Below are 24,091 nucleotides of genomic sequence, written 5' to 3'. Positions count from 1 at the left end.
TGTCTGATGTCAGACTGCGCGAAATCCTTGCAGCCGTTTCAGGGAACGGCCCAGCCGTTTGGCCAGACCACCTGGCGCAACAGCCACATGTACTGCTTTTTCACGGCCAAAGGCCGCGCCGATTTCAGCAGCATCCAGAACGGAATAAATCGGCAGATCCCGGGCCTTGGCCTCGATCTTGGATTTTCCGTCCGCAGCACCATCGCGTGCTGCCAATATCAGAGCCGCACCCTCGGCAATCTGGGCGCGGGCCTTTTCAAATCCGGCAACCGCCTGACCGGCGCGGCGCGCAAGCGACAACAGATCAAGACATTTCTGCGTCAGCAGCTGTTCGATCCGGTCTGCAAGCGCGGCGTCGACCACGACTTTTTGCCGCGCCGCCTTGGCAAAAGCGTTTTTTGCACAGGCGGTATTTATCACATCCCGCGACGGGCACAACCATAATCCCCGTCCCGGTAGCCGTTCCTCAAGATCGGGTACAACCGAACCATCCGGCCCGATCACAACCCTGAGAAGATCTTCCTTGTTCCGGGTCTCGCCGGTGACAATGCACCGGCGTTCCGGAACCTCGGCTACCTTGCCGCCTTTGCGATGCGACATGGTGTCCTCCGATCGGCCTTAAGCCTCTTCGCCTTCGGCTGCTTCTTCGGTCTCTTCTTCAAGACCATCGAACCAGCCCAGCTTGCGACGCGCTTCCATGATCAGATCATTGGCCTGATCCATGGTCATGTTGTCGGCATCACCGATATATTCGATCAGCTCGTCACTTGCCAGATCGGCGAAATCTTCAAGGTTTTTGACGTCGTTTTCGCCAAGGCGAACAACAACTGCCAGCGACAGGCCATTGAATTCGACCAGATCATCGGCAACCTTGAGCTCTTCACGACGCTTCTGAAGACGTTCGGCTTCTTCGGAAAGGAAGGTACGTGCGCGGTTGCGCAGTTCTTCGGCGATTTCTTCCTCGAAACCTTCGATCTCGGCCAGTTCTGCCAGCGGCACGTAACCGACTTCCTCGATCGAGGTAAAGCCTTCGGCGACCAGGAGATGGGCGATAACTTCGTCAACATCAAGGGCCTTGATGAACATTTCTGCACGCTTGCGTGCTTCTTCCTGACGACGTTCGCTTTCGTCTTCCTCGGTCAGAATGTCGATATCCCAACCGGTCAGCTGCGATGCCAGACGCACATTCTGACCACGACGGCCGATGGCGAGGCTAAGCTGATCGTCCGGAACGACGACTTCGATACGGTTGGTTTCTTCGTCCAGAACAACCTTGGTGACTTCGGCCGGGGCCAATGCGTTCACAACAAAGGTTGCCGGGTCTTCCGACCACTGGATGATATCGATTTTTTCGCCCTGCAGTTCGGCAACAACGGCCTGAACACGCGAACCGCGCATACCGACACAGGCACCGACCGGATCGATCGAGCTGTCTGACGACAGAACCGAAATCTTGGCGCGCGAACCCGGATCACGGGCAACCGATTTGATTTCGATGATGCCGTCATAGATTTCCGGAACTTCCTGGGCAAACAGTTTTGCCATGAAGGTCGGATGGGTACGCGACAGGAAGATCTGCGGACCACGCTGTTCGCGACGCACATCAAGGATCAGCGCACGAACGCGATCGCCCTGGCGGACGGTTTCACGCGGGATCAGTTCTTCGCGGCGCAGAATTGCTTCGGCACGGCCGATATCAACAAGAACGTTGCCAAACTCGACACGCTTGACGACGCCGTTGATGACTTCGTCGGTGCGGTCTTTGTATTCTTCGAACTGACGTTCGCGCTCGGCGTCGCGGACCTTCTGAACGATAACCTGCTTTGCGGTCTGTGCGGCAATACGGCCAAAGTCGATCGGCGGCAGCGGATCAATCAGGAATTCGCCCAGATTGATGTTTTCGTCACGAATACGCGCCTGTTCGAGCGACATCTGGGTGAAATCGTTCTCGATCTCATCGGTTACTTCGATGAAACGTGCAAGTTTGATTTCGCCGGTTTTACGGTCGATATGGGCACGAATGTCGTGCTCATGGCCATATCTGGAACGACCAGCCTTCTGGATGGCCTGTTCCATTGCGCCGAGAACCTCGTCACGATCAATGCCCTTTTCACGGGCAACGGCATCAGCGACCTGCAAGAGTTCCGGCCGCGGCATTCCCGAAGTTGCTTCCATATCCAACCTCTATTCTGCGTTGTCGTCAGAGCGGCGATTGCCGGTGACATGCGCGATCAATTCATCCGTCAGAACCAATTTCGACTTTGCGATATCGGCCAACGGCAACAAGACACGTTCGCCATCGACAATCAGGGCGACCGCATTATCTTCAATCCCATCCAGCAAACCGCTGAAACGGCGACGACCATTGATGGCCATCACCAGTTCGACCTTTGCCTCGAAACCTTTCCACACTTCAAAATGCGTGGCACGGGTCAGCGGGCGGTCGATCCCCGGAGAACTGACTTCAAGGTGATAGGCACCCGAAATCGGATCTTCGACATCCAGAAGGGCAGAAACCGTACGGCTGATTTCGGCGCAATCTTCAACATTGATGCTGCCTTTCGCGTCCGGGCGATCTGCCATGATCTGCAGGATATTGTGGTCCTGTCCCGTCATGGAAACACGGACCAGCTCGAACCCCAGCGCATTGATCGACGGCTCGATAATTGCCGTGATTTTCGCCATCAACGGGTCTTTCAACTGTTGTCCAATCAGCTCAGCCATAAAGCGATGCCATACCCCAAAAAGCACAAAAGAGCGGGCGCGAGGCCCACTCTTTGTCAGAATTTACAAAAAGCTTGGCGGCTTTATACAGCCGGTTTGCGCAGAAATCAAGTGAGGATACAGGGCTCCCGCGCCATTCAACCCAAGGATTCACAAAGACCTTACTGCAATGGCAGATTACCCATCAGATTCCGGAAATAGGCAAAGGCCGCCACCGCACCATTGCGCACAGCGATCTCTTTGTCGTCGCTCAGCTCCAAGTCATTGACCTGTTCGACAAATTCGCGCCAATGCTTGCCCCGGCCATCCGGATGACCGGCCAGATGACGGGCCCCGAATGCATCCCCAAGCCCGATATTGGCAGCGGCCTTCAACAGGAACGCCGCGCCAAGCGATGACCCCTCGCAGACATAAAGCCAGCCGATCCGCTCGGCATCCTGTGCGGAAATCTCGAAGCGACTCCCGATTTCGGGGCGTGCGCATTCCAGATCTGCAAGATCATCACAAACGGCCTTATACCGGCTGCGCGCCACCAGCCCCGGAATGACACGGTTAAGGTCCTCGGCGTCATATAGCGGTTTCATCCGGGCGTGAAAGACATATTGCAGAGTCAAAAAGCGCATATAGTTGTCGCGGTTATCGAACGGCGCCATTTCCATGACCATATCGTCAACCGACTGATGCGCACTGCGTGTAGATTGCCGGAGGTCTTCCATCCGGGTCACAGTGGCGGTGTCTGCCCCGTGAATTGCGTTCATTGCTACCTCGTTCCTGGTCAGTTCGTGCCGATATCGGACACGACTCATTAAGTCTGAAACGATCAACATCGCCCGATATCCGAAAATGTCCGGATTTCAATTTGATCAATCTTCGCGAAACGCACGGGCAAACTGATCGGAAAGCGGCTTAAGAAGGTAGCTGAGCGCCGTGCGCTCGCCGGTCGCAAGGAAGGTTTCCACCGGCATTCCCGGCACCAGGTCGCGGCCATCAAGCTTGGCAACTTCGCCAGCCCCGATTCTGATGCGCACGATATAATATGTATCACCAGTCAATTCGTCGCGTTCAAGATCGGCCGCCACGAATGAAACCCGCCCGAACAGCTCAGGGGTGGTTCGCTGATTAAAGGCGGTGAATCGCAATACCGCTTCCTGACCGGGAACGACCTGTTCGATATCGCGCGGATTGATATGGGCTTCGATCACCAGCTCATCCTGATCAGGCACAATGCCCATAATGCGATCACCCGCACCAATCACACCCCCGACTGTATGCACGGCAAGCTGATAGACCGTTCCGTCATAGGGTGCGCGAATGTCAATGCGACGCAGCTGGTCGCGCAGGGCAATCTGTTGCTGCATCAACTGGGCGATCTGCTGATCAATATCGGTCAGTTCGCCAAGAACTTCGGTTTGGCGCACACGATCAAGCTGCAATATCTGCATTTCCGTTTCCGATATTTGCATCCGGGTCGCGGCAATCTCGGCCGTCAGTTCCCCATGCGTACCGTCAAGGCTTGCCCGTTCACGACGCAGGGCCGCCACACGGGTAATCGGAACCAGTTGCTTGGCAAACAGACCTTCCAGCCCGGTCAATTCATCTACGATATGGCGACGTTCTTCTTCGTTGGCTGTTTTCTGGGCGGTCAGGCCGGTAATGGTTTCTGAAAGCTGGGCGCGCTTCTGAACAAGCTGCTGCTTTTCACCTTCAAGACTTTCGCGGCGCGCATTGAACAAATTGCGTTCCGCGGCAATCAGTTCGGCAATTGCCGGATCATCAAGACGATCCGTAAAGGCATCCGGAATGCGAAGCTCCGTCAGATTGTCCCTTTCCCCGGTCAGGCGCATGCGCCGCGCCGTCAAAGACGACAATTGCGTCTCGACAATCCCAAGACTGGCGCGTGCCATGGTGTCATCAAGCCTGATCAAAAGATCACCGGCCGACACCCGATCACCGTCACGGACATGGATTTCACCAACGATACCGCCGTCCGAATGCTGGACATCCTTGACGTTGCTTTCGACAACCAGCTTGCCCGATGCGACCACTGCACCGGACAGCTCGGCAAATGTCAGCCAAAGCATCAATCCGGCAAACAGGGCCACCACCACACCGCAACCAATGATGATATGGCGGCGCAAGGTTGCCTGTGCGGCGGATAAACGCGCATCGCGACCGGGTCTGATGGATGGTGCCATGCGCCCGCGTGAAAGGAGTTGCAAGCCGGTCATGCGGATTCTCCTACCTGGCGAACGGTTCGGCGCAAAATATCGTCACGTTTGCCAAAGGCAATCTGATGGCCATCCTGAATCACGGTGGCCAGATTGACCGTGGCAAGCGCGCTGGGACGGTGGGCGATCAGCACAACAATCGCCCCGCGGGCACGTGCGGATTGAACGGACTGCAACAATGCCTGTTCGCCATCGCTATCAAGGCTGGCATTCGGTTCATCAAGCACGATCAGGAAGGGATTCCCGAACAACGCCCGTGCCAGGCCGATCCGCTGGCGTTGGCCGCCCGACAAAACAACACCACCCACCCCGATACGCGTGTCATACCCGTTGGGCAGCGACAGAATCATATCGTGAACACCGGCCGACTTTGCGGCCTGAACGATGTCACTCGACAATGCGCCGTTCTGCAATCGCGCAATGTTGCGTGCCACCGTATCGTCAAACAGTTCGACATCCTGTGGCAAATAGCCGATATGCTTGCCCAGTTCATCGCGATCCCAGTGGGACAATTCCGCCCCGTCGAGACGGATTTTGCCGCCACGCATCTTGCCAATCCCGACCAGTGCACGGCCCAGGGTCGATTTCCCCGATCCGCTCGGCCCGATAACACCCAATCCGTCCCCGGCACTGAGCGTCAGGGCATTGATCCGCAACAACACCTTGCTTTGGCCCGGTGCATTTCCGTCCTGCGTTCCGACCACAAGATTGGATACCGTCAGATTTCGTGACGGCGCAGGAAGACGGGTACGCGTATCTTCGCTTTGTCCTTGTGTGACCAGCATTTCATCAAGACGCCGCCGGGCCTGTCGGGCGGCAACAAAACCGCGCCAGTTGCCAATCGCCTGTTCCACCGGCGACAAGGCACGTGCAGTCAGGATCGAGGCCGCAATCATTGTGCCCGGCGTGACTTCCTGATGGATTGCCAGATACGCCCCCAGCGCCAGCACCCCGGACTGCAAGGCCAGACGGATGACCTTGATATAGGCCGAAAAGGTAGAATTGACGTCGCCAACCGCAGTGTTATCGCGCAAATAGCGATTATTGAGTTTTGCCCAGCTTTGGGAAAAGGCCTTTTCCATACCCATGGCCCGCAAGGCTTCGGCGTTGCGCCGACCGGCTTCGACCAGACGATCACGCTGGACGGTCTGACTGTTCATGGTGGCGACCTTTTTGCGGGTAACGACTTCGCTGATCAGGGTCAGGACAACCAGCAACGCCCCGCCGACAAGTGCCAGCACACCAAGCCAGGGATGGAAAACAAAAACAATGGCCAGAAATACCGGCATCCACGGCAAATCGCAGATTGCCACCGGGCCGGCACCCCCCAGAAATTGCCGGATCTGATCAAGATCATGCAAAGGCTGATTATTGGCGCGGGCATTGCGCAGTCCAAGGTCAAAGGTCTGCATCAATGCGTCCGGACCTATTTTTTCATCAACCCGCCAGCCAATCCGGATCAGCATGCGGGCACGAAGGGCGTCGACACTGCCCAGAAACAGATACAGAAAAACCACAAGCCCGCTCAATGCGACCAGTGTGGGGACATTCTGACTGGCCAGGACCCGGTCATAAACCTGAAGCATGAAAAGCGGGCCTGTGAGCATCAGGATATTGGACACACCACTAAGCGCTGCGACTGCAACAAACGCACGGCGCAAGGATGAAATTGCTTCAGAGAGCGGCCGGGATTTGCCGGTTCGCATATCTGATTTCGAAGATGCCTGTCCAAACACGCTTTTTATATTCCAGAAAAATCGGGTAGGGTGAGGTGGGTGCTGCTGTTGCGCAGCACCCTGGATCAAAGACTTTGGCCCGTTCCGCACCTTGCGGGATGGGCCGTCTTCGTTAAACAAAGTCGTTCTGGTCAATGTCGGCGTAATCGACACCGGTCAGCGTCACAGTGCCATTGGCATGGGTGATCAGAGCATTGCCTGCACCGTCGTCAGAGACGGTCACTTCGCTGTAATCAAGATCAATCAGATCCGTGCCATCGGTGAAATCGGTAACAGTGTCATCGCCAAAGTCCGACGCGCTGTCGAATTCAAAGATATCCGCACCGCCATTGCCGGTAAGAACATCATCACCAGCCCAGCCGCCAATGACGTCAGCGCCGGCGCTGCCGTTGATTTCGACACCGGAATCAAGGACAGATTCCAGCGTGTTGGTGCTGCCCGAATAGATGTCAACAAGGACGCCATTGGTGTCACTGTTCGACAGGTTCAGTCCCGAGATATCAACAGGCGAATCGGTGAAATCAAATTCGGTTCCGTTGTCCGCAACACCAAGGGTGGTGCCAAAGGACAGTTTGTCGAGATTGCCCGTGATCGTGTGCGTGTTGATGTCGTAGGCAAAGTCAGAGCTTCCCGCAGTCGCAAGCACAGAACCGGTGTAGCTGCTGCTGCTATCCTGGTCGGTCGCCAGGAACTGCGAACCACCGTAATAGCTCGACGGTGCAAAGCCATCATAGAAAGTACCGTGGTTGCCCGAACCAAGCGAAAAGTTGTTGTTGAAGTCTTCAAGAACACCATGCAGGTCCACACCAGCACCCGAAGACGCCGCGTTGAGATCAATCGTAATAGTCATGTCAGTTTCTCCTGTCATTAAGCTACCCATTTAGCGAGTAGCATCATGAGAATGACTCTTATTATCTTTACGAGTCAATGGAAAAATTGTTTATTATCAATATGTTAATCTGAACAGCGCGAAAGCCCAACCAGGCGTATGCCTGGTTGGGTTCAACATCCAGCCGATGCGACGTTACGTTAGAAATTGCCGCTAAAAGTCAGTATGGCGGTTCGTCCTGGTGCCGGGGCGAATGTTCCGCCTGTCCCCTGCACATAGGCTTCATCAAGCATGTTGTTCACCGCAAATCTCAGTGTGAGGTTTTCGTTGATTTCATATGAGCTGTAGAAATCAAACACCCGGTACTTGAAATACTTCGAGACGATCGAGGACGAGTTGCTGCTGCCAAAGTTATCCTGCGGATAAACAAATGAAGCTCGCATTCCAAGAACCAGGTCCTGATCAAACAGTCTGAACCCGCCATCAACCGTGTATTTTCGCTTTGGAATTGCATAAATCCCGAAAAGCCGATCAGCGGTCCCATAATTTACATCGCTGTAGGAAAGATAGGTTGCACCCAATTGCGTATAGTTTACCGCAGCAAAGGGATCATATGCTGTGTCGAGAACATATGGGTTGTGGTTGCCTGACAGATCGGTATCGGAGATCGAAATCGTACCACCGAGATAGAATTCTCCAGCATCGTAAGACAGCTCGGCTTCGGTACCATTGATATATACCGGGTCAGTCAAATTGACGATTGCCTCGGCCTCGACAGAAGTATTCGTGATAACCCCAAGGTTCGTCCTTTTCGGAGTTGGCTGCGGGACATTGGCCAAGGTGATGTAGTTATCAATTGCGGTCCGATAGTAAGCAACCTTTGCCCTGAACCCGTCGCCTTGGCGAAGCACATTGTCAAAGCTGAAGTTGACACCAACTTCTTTCGTCTCGCTTTCTTCGGGCTTCAGGTTTGCGTTGGAGTAAAACGGCAACCCGGCATTGTCACCGATATGATCGCCCTTGATCATTGATTCCATGATGGTTGGGGCACGCATGTTCCGGCGATAATTTGCAAATAGCTGAATTCCCGAAGTCACATTGAAACTGGCGCCAACCGATGGCGAAAACGCATCTTCGCTGAGATCAATGTTCAGTGGTGTGCCACCATCCTCACAGAGGTTGGCGGAGTTCTGTTCCTCGCACCAATAGGAATCGCCGGTCAGTGAGTACCGGTCATAGCGAAGGCCGCCCCGGAGCTCGAACATGTTGTCAAAGTCATAAGTGGCGGCGACAAAGCCCCCGGAAACGTCGCGTTCGCCAGCTGGCGTGCCACCTTCAATTTCATATGCAGCACCCGCGCCGCCAAGACCGCCAAGCTCGGCACTTGTTTTGGCCTTGTCCTGAAAATACTCGACACCGTAATCAAGACCGAGATGACTGGAGACATCGCTGCTCAGGTCAAAGTCAAAGCTGCTGCTGTTTGATACCTCACCACCCAACGTATCGAGCGTATATTGGTTATCAAAGGAGTCCGTCGTCACGGCGCCGCCGGCATTGTATCGCGCCGGTCGGAACTGGTGGTTCTGTGTCCTTGTCCAGTAGACGCCGCTATTCATGGCAATCAGGTCTGATTCCGGGTTCCAGACATGCTTAGCGGTTAGGGTATGAACGTCAGTTTTATTGTGGTCCTGGTAGTTGTTCGTCGAATCACTCGACTTTGTGTATGAAGTGCTGCTTCCGACGTAACCAAGATTTATCTCCTGATCTTCCGTCAGAAAAAGGTTCGCCTTCACCAGACCCGATGTTTGCCGGACATAACTGTATTCCGGACGGGAACTGTAAACATCGACATACTTTGGTGTGCTATCGATTTCCTGATAAAGGCCCGGGTTATGCGTCCCCGGGCGATAGTCTCCGACGACTTTTCGGCTCACTGCGGCAGATAGATCAAACTTTGGCGAAACACGTGCACCAACGGCAACGTCACCGGCAAAGTCATACTGGTTTGTACCGCGACTAAGATTGACTTTGCCGCCCCATTCCTCGTCTGGATCGACAATATCCTGCGTATTGAGCGTTCGCATGGTAACGATACCGGCAGATGTACCCGCACCACCATTCTTGGCCAAATCAGACTTCTCGACCTCAACCTGGGCCAGAAGTGCCGGATCGACATAAACACGCGATGCAGTGCCATGGGTCAACTGATTGTAGTTCTGACGCGCACCATCAATATTGACGTTTACCCGGCCCATTTCCTGCTGACCACGCACATTGACCGTCAGACCAGGATCTTGCGCATCGTTTGCAACATCCACACCGGCAACATTGTTGAAAATCTCGCGTGCTTCACGTACCGGCGCTTTGCGCATGCTTTGCTGCGTGATGACCGATACCGAACCCGGGGTGGAGTACACTTCATCGGGAACCCCGTTTGGCCCCAATGCACGATTTGTGGCAGTGACGATCACCGGCAAGGTTTGCGCGCCATTTTCCCCCGATATGTCCGATGCCGGGATAATTACCGAGATGGTTGTACCGTTAAGCACGACCCACTGAAACGGGGTCTGCGATGTCAGGATATCAAGCGCAGCAGATGGCGACATGGCGCCTTTTACGGCCGGGCTGATTGTGCTTTCGGGCAATACGCCATCAACAACAACATCAATCCCGGAAATACGCGAAAAGGCAACCAGTGCCGCACCTATCGGCTGGGCTGCAATATCGAAGTCATAGATTTCGGAAGACAGCTTGACCTGTGCGACTTCCTCGGTCTGCACGACTGTCGCATTATCCCGCATTTGCGCCATTGCTCCGAAAGGCATCATCGCAATCATGGCACTGCCGATTGCAGTGGCAGTGACAAAACGTACTCCCCCCAAGGAAGTAGCAGCAGGCAGTTTTTTGTTGGCCGCGAACATCGTGCGACCGCCCCCGTTAGACAGCATTTCATTCTTCTCCTGATTTCACGAAATGCAAATGCCTCGCATTCGTTTTTCGTTACTTTCTGAGACGAAGTGAAAATTCATTTATCTGAAAATAAATGGTTTTTTATGAAAATAATTTTTATTCGCATTAAATAGCCTGCGCAAAGAGGCACGCAAAGAGACACACCACGACGTCAGGCGGCGCGAATAACCGTCAGATAATCGGTAAACTGGTCAATCTTTAGCGACAAGGCACCTGCAAGGGTTGGCAACACGTCACGGGTGCGATCAAGATCAACACTCATGGTTACCTTGCGACTGGCGACATGGTCGCCAATGACAATGATCTTTCCTGATTGCCAGCGTTCAAGAATGCGCGCCACATCCCCCAGCTTGTCGCCAACAAAGACAAGCCGGCCATCACGCCAGGCAAGGGCATTTGCGATATTAACATCATGAACCGCGCCCATTTTTCCATCATGATAAGTGACCGCCTGTCCCCCCGATACCAGTCGGGCCTGATCGGCGAGTTTCACCGCAACGCTGCCTTGTTCAACCGTGACAGTCGTCTGATCATCGTATCGGGCCACATCAAAACTGCCGCCACGCGACCAGCTTCTTGCACCGGACGCAGCAACAAAGAAATCACGATTGCCTTTGCTGTGATCAAACCAGACTTCGCCTTCATGCAGTTCAACACCTGCAAGACCCTGTCCCGATACAAGCGACATGGTTGTTCCGCTTGCCAAAAGTGCCCTCATGCCGCCAGGCAAAGTGAGTTCCCGCCGTTCACCGGTTGCCGTTCGGAAATCGGCTGTCGGGTGGTAACGCTGCACACCCCAACCGGTCGCCAGAATACCGGCCACGACAGTGCCGCCCAAAAAGGCGCGCCGTCCGACCTTGTTATTGGCCGCCAGATGCAGACTTGAACTGCCGCTCCACAGCCGTTCCACCTCGTTAAAGGCTGTCATGTTGCGTGGGTCTTTTTCAATCCAGGACGCAAATGCGCGGCGGTCCTCTTCGGTTTCACTGCCATCAAGAAGCAGCGCAAACCAGTATGCGGCCTGTTCTGTAGGCGTCTGGAAGCCACTGTCCGGGTTTGGAAAACGGGTCATATCAGCATGTCTGTCAATTACATGAATGCGGATGATCCCGTCCAGAATCCATGGGCAAACAGACGGGCTCAATCATAGGACGAACGGGATTTGGATTTATCTGATTGCAGATCTGTTTTTTTCGTCCTGCTCCATCGCTTCCTTTACGATGGTAAGCGCCTTGACCATGCGGCTGAACGCTGTCTGGCTTGGAATGCCGAGTTTTTTGCCGATATCGACATAGGTTTCCCCGCCCACACGCGCCAGGATGAAAACGTCACGCAAATGGCGCGGCAAAGCATCAAGAGCGGTTTGCAACCGACGGAGCTCCTGCCGTGACCAGGCGATTTGTTCCGGGTTTGGGGCGTCATCTGCAATCAGTTCAAACGCCATATCCGGATCCGACACAAATGACAGGATCCGTTCACGGCGGAAATGATCGATTACCAGATTGTTCGCAGTCCGATACAGATAAGACTGCGCAAAACGCTGTTCGGGTAAAGATGGCGTTGCCACGACGCGTAAGAAGGTGTCCTGAACAATGTCATCGGCAAGATGCCACGACAATTTTCGGCGCTGGACAAATTGAAGCAACCGACGCCGATAGGTTCTGAACAATGTATTGACATCCCAGTGTGTCACGGCCTGGACCTCTGGCTGTTTTCGCCTGTATATGCGCCGGAAAAGTGGGGCGTTTGGCGCGGCATTGTTGTGACTTCAAGTCATTAACGTGCTTATTTTATCGCACATGACAATCATTCGCAATATTTTGTTATATTTCTGTACGTGAGTATAAGTCAAAACTGCAATTTAAGATTGCCGCATTTCCGATCATCATCGGCGTCCGGCCTTTGGATATGGAAATGCCCGACGCATCGATTACGAACGCCGGGCATTGATAAAATCCGAACCGGATCAGCAGGCAAACCTGTATGTCAGACCTGACGCGGCTTGCGACGGAACCGCAGATAGTTGCATTTCTTGCCCTGGCGAAGGGCTTTTTGTTCGTAACGGGTTTTGACCCAGTCCTCGGGCGGGCTGCGCCAGTCATCCGGGCCTTCGGCCAACCATTCAAAGTCGGGATGGTTGTGCATATGCTGCAAGGTCCACGAGATATATTGCATATCGTCACTGGCCACCCGGAATTCCGCGCCGTCTTTTAACAACCGTGCCAAAAGTGCCAGGTTTTTGGGCCCGATAAAGCGACGTTCGGCGTGACGTTTCTTTGGCCAGGGATCAGGAAACAACAGAAACGCGCGATCAAAGCAGGCATCAACCAGCTTATAAAGAAGCGGGCGCGAATCATCGGCCACCACACAGACATTGCCAAGGCCGCGCTCATCAAGATGGCGCAGCAGGCTGCCAACCCCATCCATGAAGGGTTCCGCCCCGATGATCCCGATATTCGGATTGGCCTCGGCCTGACCGGCAAGATGTTCCCCGCCGCCAAATCCGATTTCAAGCCACAGCTGATCCGGATCACCATCAAAATAGCTTTTGGGATCGACCCCTGCGACGTCCGGATAGCTGATCCCGATTTTCGGCAGCATGGTGTCAACCAGCGCCTTGCGGGAATCCTTGAGCGGTCGGCTTCCGCGGCGGCCATAGAAATTCGGGCGATCGGGTGTCGGAATCGGGCGTTCTTTGTTGCGCATGGTCGTATCAGTTGATCAGGGTCGGGACAAACTCGGTCAAAGTGACAGATCCGCAAGGCGAAACACGTCACGTAAATCAAAACGGGCGGCCCGAACATCCGGGTCGCCCGCCTCATATCATGTCGTGCGCATTTGGCAAATCGCACTTTTGCAATGCTGCTGCCTGATGATCAGGCGCCGAATGCCGATTTCAGTTCACCCACAAGGTCGGTACGCTCCCAGGAGAAGCCACCATCTGCGGTCGGCTGACGGCCAAAGTGACCATAAGCAGAGGACGGGGTGTAAATCGGACGGCACAGCGAAAGATGTTCACGAATGCCACGCGGGCTGAGATCCATCAGCTGACGCAAGGTCGCACCAAGCTTCAGCTCGTCAACATTGCCGGTATCGTGGTTGTTGACATACAGAGCCAGCGGCTTGGACACGCCAATCGCATAGGCAAGCTGAATGGTGCAACGTTCTGCCAGGCCGGCAGCAACCACGTTTTTGGCAAGGTAACGCGCAGCATAGGCTGCCGAACGGTCAACCTTGGTCGGGTCTTTCCCCGAAAACGCGCCACCACCATGCGGTGCGGCACCGCCATAGGTGTCGACAATGATTTTACGTCCGGTCAGACCGGCATCCCCATCGGGACCACCAATGACGAAACGACCCGTCGGGTTGATATAGATTTCATCAGCAGCCGGCATCCAGCCTTCCGGCAGGGCAGCTTCGATATAGGGCAGAACCAGGCCGCGGACATCTTCCTGGGACAGGCCTTCGGCATGCTGGGTCGAAACCACAACCGACGTTGCGCCAACCGGTTTGCCATCGACGTAACGCAGGGTTACCTGGCTTTTGGCATCCGGGCCGAACTGTGCTGCTTTGCCGGAATGACGATCTTCGGCCATTGCGCGCAGAATACGGTGCGAGAACTGGATCGGTGCCGGCATCAGTTCATCGGTTTCGTTACATGCGTAACCGAACATGATGCCCTGGTCACCGGCGCCAAGGTCCTTTTCACCAGCGGAATCCACACCCTGTGCGATGTCAGCAGACTGTTCATGCACGTGACATTCGATTTCGGCAGTTTCCCAATGGAAACCGTCCTGCTCATAACCGATCGCGCGGATGGCTTCGCGCGCTTTTTCGATCATGACGTCTTTGGTCACGCTTTCAGGACCGCGAACCTCACCGGCAAGAACCACACGGTTGGTGGTCGCAAGCGTTTCAACGGCAACGCGCGAATCTTCGTCAGCAGCAAGGAACGCATCAACGATGGAATCGGAAATGCGGTCACAAACCTTGTCCGGATGACCTTCCGAGACGGATTCACTGGTAAAAAGATATTCGGAAAGAGACATTAAGACCTTCTCCGGTAATGGGTTTCCAAAACTGGACCGGAGGGCTCTCAACACCGGGTTGGTGTCGATAGCGCCCACTTAGCCTTTTTTTGTGTGGTGGCAAGCGGTCCAAATCCGTCCACAAATCTCTGCCGTTATGACGGCTGCATGACGCTTTTGCCTGATCGGTTTTTACAGGTCAAGCATCATTGACGCAAAATGGTAACCGGAAAATTGCATAGCCGGGCCACCCGATTGCGCAGAAAGAAAAGGCGCATCCCGTCATCCACGAAATGCGCCTTCTTTAACGGCTTGTCAAAGCGCGATTATTTCTGGTCGGCATCGCCGGCCTGCAAGGCCCCCATCGACTTGACCAGCTCGAAGATTTTCTTGCGCTGGTTGGGGTCGGTGATCCGGTAATAGGCACGAACCAGTTCAAGCGTCTCGCGACGGTTCATCGGATCATTGTCAAACGGATCCGGGCTTTCGGACATTTCGCGACGTTCATGGACCGATTTCGATGAAATTTCATCAGGCATATCGTCAAAGAAGAACGAAACCGGCACTTCAAGAACACGCGACAAATCATACAGGCGCGATGCGCCAACACGGTTTGCACCGCGTTCATATTTCTGGACCTGCTGGAATGTAAGGCCGATTGCCTCACCCAGCTTTTCCTGGCTCATGCCAAGCAGTGTACGACGCAGACGGACGCGTGCGCCAACGTGAATATCAACAGGATTCGGTTTACCACTTGCAGTCCGGCCACGACCGCGACCACGGGTGTTTTTCACCATCGCGCTATCATCCTTGGGCGACATTGTTTTTTCCTTCTCTCACTCCGACCTACCCGTCCTTATTAACTGGGACAATTTGTGGACGGTTCGGTGCCTTTAACAGCCGCCTAGAGGGATTTTAATCGACGATTATATCCCATAACGAGAACGGCAAAGAAGGTAACAATACCGTAAAATAGAATATCACGCCACAAATAATATACTGTAGTATGGTTTTTATCACTCAAAAGTGGGTGAACCATGATATTACTTGCACTTAAGGGCAGGTCGGCCAGTTTACGCCCGTAGGAGTCGAAGAAAACCGATACTCCGGTATAGGCCGCACGCACCAAAGGAAGCCCTTCTTCAACCGCACGAAAACGTGCGGCTGCCATATGCTGATATGGGCCCGCGCTTTTGCCAAACCAACCGTCATTGGTAACATTCAACAACCAGTCGGGACGATTATCAGGATCGGTCACCGCACCGGGGAAAATCACCTCATAGCAAATCAGCGGTGAAAATCCCGGCAGACCATGCACGGACAAGGTCTGCGGACCGGGTCCGGCCGAAAAATCCGTCCGCCCGGCTGTCAGCTTCGGAAATGGCAGGATCGATCGGAACGGGACATATTCGCCAAACGGCACAAGATGGAATTTATCAAAACTTGCAATGATGCGCGCCGATGCATCAATCACCTGAATGGAATTCCAGACCTTGTATTCATCGGTATCGCGCGGATAGGTGCGCGGGGCACCGGTGATCAGGATATCATCAGGGCCAAGTGTCTCGGCCATCTGCATGCGCGCGACATCCTGGGTTTCGACAAAAAACGTCGCCGCTGTTTCCGGCCAGATCACAATGCGTTTGCGCGCCGGATCCAAACCGGCGGGACGGCGCGACATTTCAACCAGCTTGGTGAAATGCTGACGCTGCAATTCCGGACGCCATTTGTCTTTTTGCGGAATGTTTGGTTGCACGATCTGAACAACCGGCACGTCAGACGGCAATTCCGACAATGGCAGGGTCGAGCTGTCCGGCCCCGCAAGTGACAGGCGCACAGCACCGCCGCCCCACAGCAAAACAGCAATCAAAACACCACCAAAAGCGGCCATTTTGCCACGGCGCCCGCCAACCACCGCGGCAGGAAGGGTTGCAAATAGCGCCGTCACAAACGAAAGACCATAGACCCCGACAACCGATGCAAATTGCATCGGCGCAGCATCAATTGCCCAGACGTGACCCAGAAGATTCCAGGGAAATCCGGTCAAAAGATGCCCGCGCAAATATTCCGCCACCGCCCAGAACACGGCAAGCAATACCGCACGACGCACCAGCCCGTCTGTCAGGCGCCACGAAGCCCAGACCGCAACCATCGGAAAGATCGCCAGTCCGCCACCAAGTCCCGCAAGTGCAAAGGGTATCATCCAGCCGTAAATTTCCGGCTGCACCAGAAACGCGTGACTGACCCAATAAAACCCGGCGGCAAAATGCCCGGTCCCGAACCACCAGCCCGCCGAAAGCGCACCTTTGTTGCAACGGACCCCTTCCAGGCTCCACAGCAGAATGGCAAAACTGATCGGCAAAACCGGAATAAAAAAGAAGGGCGGCAGCGCCAAAACCGCAACCGCCCCGGAAAGCAACCAGACAAAACGCCTGCGCCAGCCTGAAAGTCCGGCCAGGCGCGTCGCCATCGTCTTAATCATCCGTTTTTTCCTGATTTTTGGTGTCTTCGGCCGGGGCTTGAACTTCGCGGCGCACCATATGGATTCGCAACCGGCGAATTCTGCGCGGGTCTGCATCAAGGACTTCGAACTGAATGCCGCTTGGATGTTCGATCAGCTCACCACGCGCGGGAACCCGCCCGGCCAGCGAAAAGACAAGCCCGCCAAGCGTATCGATATCTTCGTCTTCATCCTCGTCCAGCAGACTGAAAGACAGTTTTTCTTCCAGATCCTCGACCTCAAACCGTGCATCGGCGATGTAACAGCCGTCCGAAAGACGGATCAGTTTCGGCGTCTGGTCGATATCGTGTTCATCATCGATTTCGCCAACGATTTCCTCAACCAGATCCTCAATGGTGATCAGGCCATCAATCCCGCCAAATTCATCAACCACCAACGCCATATGTGTGCGCGACAAACGCATTTCCGACAAAAGATCAAGAACGCGGATCGCGGGCGACACAAACAGAACCCGGCGCAAAAGCGCCTGAAGGCTGAATTCACGGCCCGCTGCAACACAGCCCAGAACATCCTTGATATGAACCATGCCGGCAATATCGTCGAGCGTATCCCCATAGACCGGAAGGCGCGAATGGGCCTTTTTGACCATCACCTCGACCAGTGCTTCGAGTTCGATGGTTTTGGGAACAGCCACAATATCGGCACGCGGAATCATGACGTCTTCTGCCGTCATGTCACGCAGGGCAATGATATTTTCAAAAAGGGAACGTTCGTGCAGCGAGACCGGTTCGTCGTCTTCTTCGGTCCGCTCAGCCAGTTCTTCAAGCGTATCGGAAAGTGAGGCCTCGCCATTGCGCGGCTTGCCACGCCGGAGCCCGAGGGCAGAGGCCACATTATCCCATAAGGAGCCGTTCTCGGTCTCCTGATTTGCATCCTCGCCGTTGCGAGGGCGCGTACTGTCGTGGTCGTCGTCGCGTTGACTTATGTCGTTCATGGGTCGGTTTCGACATCCTTTGATTCAAAAAAGCCTTACGGCTAAACCGGCTCGTCTTCAATCGGTTCATAGGGATCATCAATCCCGAGTCCGGCAAGAATTTGACGTTCAAGTTCTTCCATCTCTTCGGCTTCATCATCAACCATATGATCGTAACCGACAAGATGCAGCGTGCCATGAACGGCAAGATGAACAAGATGATTTTTCAGCGACTTGTTCTGCTCGACCGCTTCGCGTGCACAGGTTTCCCGTGCAATCACAATATCACCAAGCATCAGCGGCATATCCGGGGCCATCATGAAAGCATCCGCATCATCGGCACTTTCAAGAGCGGCAAAGGACAGAACATTGGTCGGTTTATCCTTGTCGCGATAGTCGCGATTAAGGATGCGCACCGACGCATCATCAGACAAACGCACCCCGACCTCGATCACCGGGGCCACAGACAAAAGCGACGCCCCGTCCCCTTCATCAGGGGTTCCGTCGGTCGGATGCGCGTCATCATCCCAAAGCGCACCATCGTCAAGCGCGCCATCAAGGGCCGCAATAATCGCAGCCTCGATCGCGGCTATTTCTTCTTGCTGCCAGTCGCCTGCTTCGACCTCAAGATCAAGATCAAGCGGTGCCGTCATGGTCGGTTTCCTTGTTTGCGCTATCCTTTTCGCCGCGATAGCCCTTTTTCAGGCGATCGCGCAGCGCATCGGCCGCGTCATAGGCCTGAACGATCTTGGTCACCAGATGATGGCGTACAACATCGCGCTGATCAAATTTGACCGTTGCTACCCCTTTGACATCGCCAATGGTCTCAAGCGCGTCACGCAACCCTGATTTGGTGCCATCGGGCAAGTCGATCTGGGTCATGTCCCCGGTCACCACCATGCGTGATCCCTCCCCAAGACGGGTCAGGAACATCTTCATCTGCATCGGGGTGGTGTTCTGGGCTTCGTCCAGAATGACAAAAGCATGCGAAAGCGTCCGGCCACGCATGAAGGCCAACGGGGCAACTTCGATCTCGCCGCTTTCCATGCGCTTGATCACGACATCCCCCGGAAGCGTGTCATGCAGCGCGTCATAAAGCGGGCGCAGATACGGATCGACCTTGTCTTTCAGATCACCGGGCAAGAAGCCAAGCCGTTCGCCGGCCTCGACCGCCGGACGCGACAGGATGATGCGATCAACCTGACCCAGGATGAAGGCCTGAACCGCCATCGCCACCGCCAAATAGGTCTTGCCGGTACCGGCTGGCCCGATACCAAAGATCAGTTCGTTATCAAGGATCGCCTCGACATAATCCTTCTGACGCTTGGAACGCGGTGAAATACGACGCTTCTTGGTCTGGATGGTCAGGCGCGATCCGCCAAACATATCCTTGGTCTGTCCATTCCAGGGATCGGCATCATCAGGTTCGGAAAGACGAATGGCACCGTCGACTGTTTCGACATCGATATGTTCGATTTCCTTGTCACGCAGACGCGCATAAAGCTGCGACAGCACCTTTTTGGCCTGGGCAACCTTGGCAGGTTCACCATTAAGCATCACGACAAGGCCGCGGCTTGAAACCTGCACGCCGGTGCGTTCGGACAATCGCGTCAGGTTTTCTGCCTGCGGCCCGTATAAAAGCTGGGCCAGCGCATTGTCCTGAAACTCGATCTTATCGGAATCCTTGGGGGCGTGTTTAACTTTGGTGGTGGGTTTGTTCTTTGTCGGGGTGCCGCTCACGCAACGTTCCTTTCCGATTTCTGGCCGTTTGTGGTGGCATCGACCAGTTCGCCGCCAAGGGAATTAGGCAGCGCTTCCGTGATTTTCAACCGAACGATCTGACCAAGTGCCGATTCCGGCAGGCCGGAAACATGGACCGGCTGCATATAGGGGCTTTTCCCGACCAGCTGGCCTTCATATTTGCCACGCCGTTCAAGCAGCACATCCATTTCCTTGCCGACAGAATTGCGGTTGAACTCAAGCTGCTGCTCGGCCAGCAGCGCCTGAAGGCGCATGATCCGTTCGGTTTTGACTTTTTCGGGCACCTGCAATTCCATTGCCGATGCCGGGGTACCCGGGCGCGGGCTGTATTTGAAGCTGAAAGCCTGAATGAAGGTGACATCACGCACGATATCCATCGTGTCTTCGAAATCCTTGTCCGATTCACCGGGGAAACCGACAATGAAGTCCGATGACAATGCCAGATCCGGGCAGGCATCCTTGAGCCGTTTGGCAATTTCGCGGTAATCGGCGTTTGTATGTTTGCGGTTCATTGCTTGCAAAACGCGATCTCCGCCCGCCTGAACCGGCAAATGCAGGAACGGCATCAGCTTTTTGATGTCCCGGTGCGCCGAAATCAGATCATCATCCACATCACGCGGATGGGATGTGGTGTAACGAATGCGATCAAGCCCATCAATTTCGGCCAGCTCGCGCAACAGACGTCCAAGCGTCCATTCACCACCATTCGGCGCTTCGCCGTGATAGGCGTTCACATTCTGGCCAAGCAGGGTCAGTTCACGCGTGCCATGCGCAACAAGCTGATGGGCTTCGTTGATCACATCCATGGCCGGGCGTGAATATTCCGCCCCGCGGGTATAGGGCACGACACAAAACGTACAAAATTTGTCACAGCCTTCCTGAATGGCCAGAAACGCCGAATATCCCTGACTTGAAACCTGTGCGGGCAGGTGGTCGAATTTTTCCTCGGCCGGGAAATCGGTATCAATGATCCGGTTGCGGCCAATCGCGCGGTTGGCACGTGCCACCATTTCCGGCAAGCGATGATAGGTCTGCGGGCCAAACACCATATCGACCATCGGTTCGCGCCGCATCAACTCAGCCCCTTCGGCCTGGGCAACACAACCGGCAACAGCAACAATCATCTTGTCACCGCCATTGGCTTCTTTGGCTTCCTTGTGCTTGCGCACGCGTCCAAGATCGGAAAACACCTTTTCTGCGGCTTTTTCACGAATATGACAGGTATTGAGGATCACCATATCCGCGCCCTCGGCGCTGTCGACCGACTGGTACCCCAGCGGCGCCAGGACGTCCTGCATGCGCTGGCTGTCATAGACATTCATCTGACAGCCATAGGTTTTTACAAAAAGTTTCTTCGGTTCAGTCACGTAAGATCCGTTTCGCTCTCTCAAAACGCCGAAAAGCGGTGTGAATAAGTCACACCGCGCTTGAGTTCCGCATAATCGCCAGACCGGAACTTTCGGACATCTCGTTATCTGAATTTCCGGTCAGGTGAAACCCAATTTCACATCAACCGGTGCATTATACGGCAAAACGATCAGGAGCCGAACTGTCGATCGGGACCAAACAGTCGAAAATCCTCGGAAATGATTGCCAGGGGCGACCGCCCGATCAGTTCCCCGGACAGACCGCTGTCGATCAACTGAACCGGAACACCCTGATGCAAGCCACGCAACGCTGCCTGATGTCCTTCGGCAACACGGGCTTCGCAAATCCGGGCAAGTTCCTTGCGCGATCCGGCCGCATCCGCCAGCGTGACCGGCGCATGGACAACGATCTCGACCGTCACCTTGCCGAGCGCGAGAAACTGCCACAAATGCGGGGCCAAGTCCATATCCCCGTACCAGGAATAGAATGCCCGCAAATCGCGGCCAATCGGGGCACCATCAAGACGGGTCGCGGCAATTGAAACCGGCTGGAATTTCACCGGCGATCCATCGGGCATCGCCCGTTCAGCCGATGCAAAAAGCGTCGACTTGAACGGCAAAACCCGGTTGCCGTCATTGCTTGTGCCTTCCGGGAACAGGATCAGCTTGTCACCGTTTTGCAGACGTTCGCTCAGCTGTTCGTTCTGTTCGCGTGAACGGACCGCACGACGTTCGACAAATGTCGTGCGCGAAAGCTTGGCCAGCACGCCGAAAACCGGCCAGCTGGCGACTTCGGTCTTGGCAATGAAACTGCCATGGGTCAGCGCACCCAGAACAGGGATATCAAGATAGGACGCATGATTGGCCACAATCACGCCCGGCCCATCCATCAGATCAACACCCGATACCCGGACCTCGATATGAAGGATGCGCAGGCAAAGCGCGTGATAGAAACGCGGCAATTCATCTGCCAGACGCAACCGGCATGCAATCGCCACCACCTGAACAGGCAGCAGCACAACAGTCAGAAGCACATAGGCGATCAGCCGGATTGCGGCGCAGACATAGCAGTTCACGATACCCTCGCGGTCCGTTCGTAATGCTTGTAATAGCGATCGGTTACCTTTTCCGTCGGTAACACAATGCAGATGTCCGTGGTATTGAACTGATGGTCAACCACAGCCCCGTCCCCGACAAAACCGCCAAGACGCAGATATCCCTTGATCAGTGGCGGAAGATCACGCAGCGCCTGACGCTGGTCAATGCCGTCGATCTCGGCACGCAGCATCGGCTCGTAACGTTCCTCGATCGCGCGCGGGCGCATGTCTTCGGGGGCAAGGTGGTTGTGATGCAGATAGGTCAGAACATCCTTGAAGGCATCCGGGTCGGTGCCATGGAACGATGCGCAGCCAAACATCAGTTTGATATCGTATTTGAAGACATAGGCAGCAATACCCTGCCACAAAAGCTGAAGGGTCGGCATCGTGCGGTAATCGGCTTCTACGCAGGAACGGCCAAGTTCCATGATTTCACCAGTTTCCTTGACCGCATTGAGCATGGACTCGATATGATATTCATCAGCACTGTAAAAACCGCCATGCTCGTTGGCAACCGACTGGCGCAGCAGGCGATAGGTCCCGACAACCGCATCCGCCCCGGCACCGCGATTGTGATCAAGCACCAGAAGATGGTCGCATAGCGGGTCATAATGATCGAAGTCGCGTTTTGCCGCAGCCATTTCGGCGGTCGGCTTCGCACCGCGTTCTTCGTAAAATACCTTGTAGCGGAGTTTCTGACTGGCGAGAATCTCGTCCTCGGTTTCCGCAAGGCGGACCTCAAGCCGTTGAAGCTGTCTTTCGTCGCGCATGACAACACCCTTTTGTTCATCTGCCCGGATTTTGCGCGTGAATTGCGTGAAGGGCGAGTGAAGGGTTTGTGAAGAACGCGTAACAAAAATATGAAGGCCACTTGCCCGAATGAGCAAGTGGCCCTGATTTTCGTCGATCAGCAGTGCGGTTGAAAACCGGACTTATTTTTCGTCTTTCAAAGGAACACCATAAAGCTCAAGACGATGACCAACCAGTTTGTACCCGAGTTCCTTGGCGATCTCTTCCTGAAGCTTTTCGATTTTCTCGTTCGAAAACTCGATCACATTGCCTGAACGCATATCGATCAGGTGATCGTGATGCTCCTCGGTCAGCTCCTCGTAACGGGCGCGACCGTCGCCAAAATCATGTTTCTCGAGAATATCCGCCTCTTCAAAAAGGCGAACCGTACGATACACGGTTGCGATCGAAATCTTGGGATCGATATCGGTTGCCCGACGATAGACCAGTTCTACGTCCGGGTGATCTTCGGACTCTGACAGCACACGGGCGATAACCCGGCGTTGGCCCGTCATTTTAAGGCCCGCGTCGACGCATTTCTGCTCGATGGTTGATTCTGCAAGCATTGTCTTATCTCGTTTCCGTTTCCGGTTCCGCCTGTCCCCAGCCAGGACTTACCCCTAGGCTCTCTACTCTCTGTGGCTAAATATTGAAAAATCCGCCACATATCGCAAGGTTCAATTCGCGATAAATTCGTCAATCCGCGATCCTCAATGCCAAAGCACCGGAAATCGCCAAAAACCGGCTTCTGGTCGTGACCACTTGCCACCGCCGTACAAGGGCGCTACTTCACACTTGCGCACCAAGCCCGGAGACAGACATGGCCACCAGCACCCCCGACCAGAAAATCGACATCACATCCGATGTCTGCCCGATGACATTTGTTCGTACCCGACTGAAACTTGAAACCATGACATCGGGTCAGGTTCTCGAAGTCATCCTGGGTGCGGGCGAACCGCTTAAAAACGTTCCGCGCTCGGTCACCGAGATGGGTGACGAAGTCATCGATCTGGTCGAAATCGCCGATGCACCTGGTACTTTCCGGTTAACCATCCGCAAGGCATAGCATAACCGCCAGTTCCAATGCAGGCTTACACTACAACAGGTTGATGCGCAAAACCACACTAT

Annotated in this window: 22 protein-coding genes; 1 reads left to right on the top strand and 21 read right to left on the bottom strand. The window is 54.6% G+C overall.

Going from position 1 to position 24,091, the window contains the following annotated elements; translation table 11 throughout:
• Positions 1-9 precede the first annotated feature (9 nt).
• From CU041_RS10100 to CU041_RS10000, 21 genes are all read right to left on the bottom strand, one after another.
• Positions 10-600: an RNA-binding protein gene (locus CU041_RS10100; protein ID WP_101246767.1), complete on the bottom strand. Its 591-nt coding sequence runs from the start codon at positions 598-600 to the stop codon at positions 10-12.
• Positions 601-618: 18 nt separating this feature from the next.
• A complete protein-coding gene (gene nusA / locus CU041_RS10095; protein WP_101246766.1) occupies positions 619-2,175 on the bottom strand; it encodes a transcription termination factor NusA in 1,557 nt (518 codons plus the stop codon).
• Between the two features lie 9 nt (positions 2,176-2,184).
• A complete protein-coding gene (gene rimP, locus CU041_RS10090; RefSeq protein WP_228194935.1) occupies positions 2,185-2,724 on the bottom strand; it encodes a ribosome maturation factor RimP in 540 nt (179 codons plus the stop codon).
• A gap of 161 nt (positions 2,725-2,885) precedes the next feature.
• Positions 2,886-3,482, bottom strand: coding sequence for a biliverdin-producing heme oxygenase (locus tag CU041_RS10085; RefSeq protein ID WP_101246765.1), 597 nt, complete (start codon positions 3,480-3,482; stop codon positions 2,886-2,888).
• A gap of 105 nt (positions 3,483-3,587) precedes the next feature.
• Positions 3,588-4,952, bottom strand: a complete 1,365-nt coding sequence (locus CU041_RS10080; protein ID WP_233433071.1) for an HlyD family type I secretion periplasmic adaptor subunit — start codon at positions 4,950-4,952, stop codon at positions 3,588-3,590.
• Positions 4,949-6,613 (bottom strand): type I secretion system permease/ATPase, encoded by a 1,665-nt coding sequence (locus CU041_RS10075; RefSeq protein ID WP_233433070.1) that lies wholly within the window; start codon positions 6,611-6,613, stop codon positions 4,949-4,951. The genes CU041_RS10080 and CU041_RS10075 overlap by 4 nt, the downstream gene beginning before the upstream one ends.
• A 187-nt stretch (positions 6,614-6,800) precedes the next feature.
• Positions 6,801-7,538, bottom strand: coding sequence for a calcium-binding protein (locus CU041_RS10070; RefSeq protein WP_101246763.1), 738 nt, complete (start codon positions 7,536-7,538; stop codon positions 6,801-6,803).
• Positions 7,539-7,717: 179 nt separating this feature from the next.
• The gene (locus CU041_RS10065; RefSeq protein ID WP_101246762.1) at positions 7,718-10,465 is read right to left on the bottom strand and encodes a TonB-dependent receptor; all 2,748 of its coding nucleotides are present in this window, start codon (positions 10,463-10,465) and stop codon (positions 7,718-7,720) included.
• 173 nt (positions 10,466-10,638) lie between these two features.
• On the bottom strand, positions 10,639-11,559 hold the full coding sequence (locus CU041_RS10060) for a FecR family protein (protein ID WP_101246761.1): 921 nt from the start codon (positions 11,557-11,559) through the stop codon (positions 10,639-10,641).
• Between the two features lie 96 nt (positions 11,560-11,655).
• Positions 11,656-12,180, bottom strand: coding sequence for an RNA polymerase sigma factor (locus CU041_RS10055; RefSeq protein WP_233433069.1), 525 nt, complete (start codon positions 12,178-12,180; stop codon positions 11,656-11,658).
• Between the two features lie 293 nt (positions 12,181-12,473).
• A complete protein-coding gene (trmB, locus tag CU041_RS10050; protein ID WP_101246760.1) occupies positions 12,474-13,193 on the bottom strand; it encodes a tRNA (guanine(46)-N(7))-methyltransferase TrmB in 720 nt (239 codons plus the stop codon).
• A gap of 170 nt (positions 13,194-13,363) precedes the next feature.
• Positions 13,364-14,536, bottom strand: coding sequence for a methionine adenosyltransferase (gene metK, locus CU041_RS10045; RefSeq protein WP_101246759.1), 1,173 nt, complete (start codon positions 14,534-14,536; stop codon positions 13,364-13,366).
• Positions 14,537-14,841: 305 nt separating this feature from the next.
• The gene (locus CU041_RS10040; protein WP_101247029.1) at positions 14,842-15,312 is read right to left on the bottom strand and encodes a helix-turn-helix domain-containing protein; all 471 of its coding nucleotides are present in this window, start codon (positions 15,310-15,312) and stop codon (positions 14,842-14,844) included.
• Between the two features lie 107 nt (positions 15,313-15,419).
• Positions 15,420-16,997 carry an apolipoprotein N-acyltransferase gene (gene lnt / locus CU041_RS10035; protein ID WP_101246758.1) on the bottom strand — a complete coding sequence of 526 codons (1,578 nt, stop codon included), beginning with the start codon at positions 16,995-16,997 and terminating at the stop codon, positions 15,420-15,422.
• Positions 16,990-17,970, bottom strand: coding sequence for a hemolysin family protein (locus CU041_RS10030; RefSeq protein ID WP_101246757.1), 981 nt, complete (start codon positions 17,968-17,970; stop codon positions 16,990-16,992). The genes lnt and CU041_RS10030 overlap by 8 nt, the downstream gene beginning before the upstream one ends.
• A 41-nt stretch (positions 17,971-18,011) precedes the next feature.
• A complete protein-coding gene (gene ybeY, locus CU041_RS10025; protein ID WP_101246756.1) occupies positions 18,012-18,602 on the bottom strand; it encodes an rRNA maturation RNase YbeY in 591 nt (196 codons plus the stop codon).
• Positions 18,586-19,689, bottom strand: coding sequence for a PhoH family protein (locus CU041_RS10020; protein ID WP_101246755.1), 1,104 nt, complete (start codon positions 19,687-19,689; stop codon positions 18,586-18,588). Before CU041_RS10020 ends, ybeY begins: the two co-directional genes overlap by 17 nt.
• On the bottom strand, positions 19,686-21,077 hold the full coding sequence (miaB, locus tag CU041_RS10015) for a tRNA (N6-isopentenyl adenosine(37)-C2)-methylthiotransferase MiaB (protein ID WP_101246754.1): 1,392 nt from the start codon (positions 21,075-21,077) through the stop codon (positions 19,686-19,688). Before miaB ends, CU041_RS10020 begins: the two co-directional genes overlap by 4 nt.
• 170 nt (positions 21,078-21,247) lie before the next feature.
• Positions 21,248-22,153: a lysophospholipid acyltransferase family protein gene (locus tag CU041_RS10010; protein ID WP_101246753.1), complete on the bottom strand. Its 906-nt coding sequence runs from the start codon at positions 22,151-22,153 to the stop codon at positions 21,248-21,250.
• Complete coding sequence (locus tag CU041_RS10005) at positions 22,150-22,944, bottom strand: GNAT family N-acetyltransferase (protein ID WP_101247028.1); 795 nt, start codon at positions 22,942-22,944, stop codon at positions 22,150-22,152. Before CU041_RS10005 ends, CU041_RS10010 begins: the two co-directional genes overlap by 4 nt.
• A 162-nt stretch (positions 22,945-23,106) precedes the next feature.
• Positions 23,107-23,529, bottom strand: coding sequence for a Fur family transcriptional regulator (locus CU041_RS10000; protein WP_101246752.1), 423 nt, complete (start codon positions 23,527-23,529; stop codon positions 23,107-23,109).
• A 254-nt stretch (positions 23,530-23,783) separates the two neighbouring features.
• Between CU041_RS10000 and CU041_RS09995 the strand changes: the two genes are divergently transcribed.
• Complete coding sequence (locus CU041_RS09995; protein WP_101246751.1) at positions 23,784-24,029, top strand: sulfurtransferase TusA family protein; 246 nt, start codon at positions 23,784-23,786, stop codon at positions 24,027-24,029.
• The last annotated feature ends 62 nt before the right edge of the window (positions 24,030-24,091 follow it).

This window comes from Thalassospira povalilytica, assembly GCF_002844235.1.
GTDB classification, from domain to species: Bacteria; Pseudomonadota; Alphaproteobacteria; order Rhodospirillales; family Thalassospiraceae; genus Thalassospira; species Thalassospira povalilytica.
This window is presented reverse-complemented; position numbering and strand designations above follow the sequence as displayed.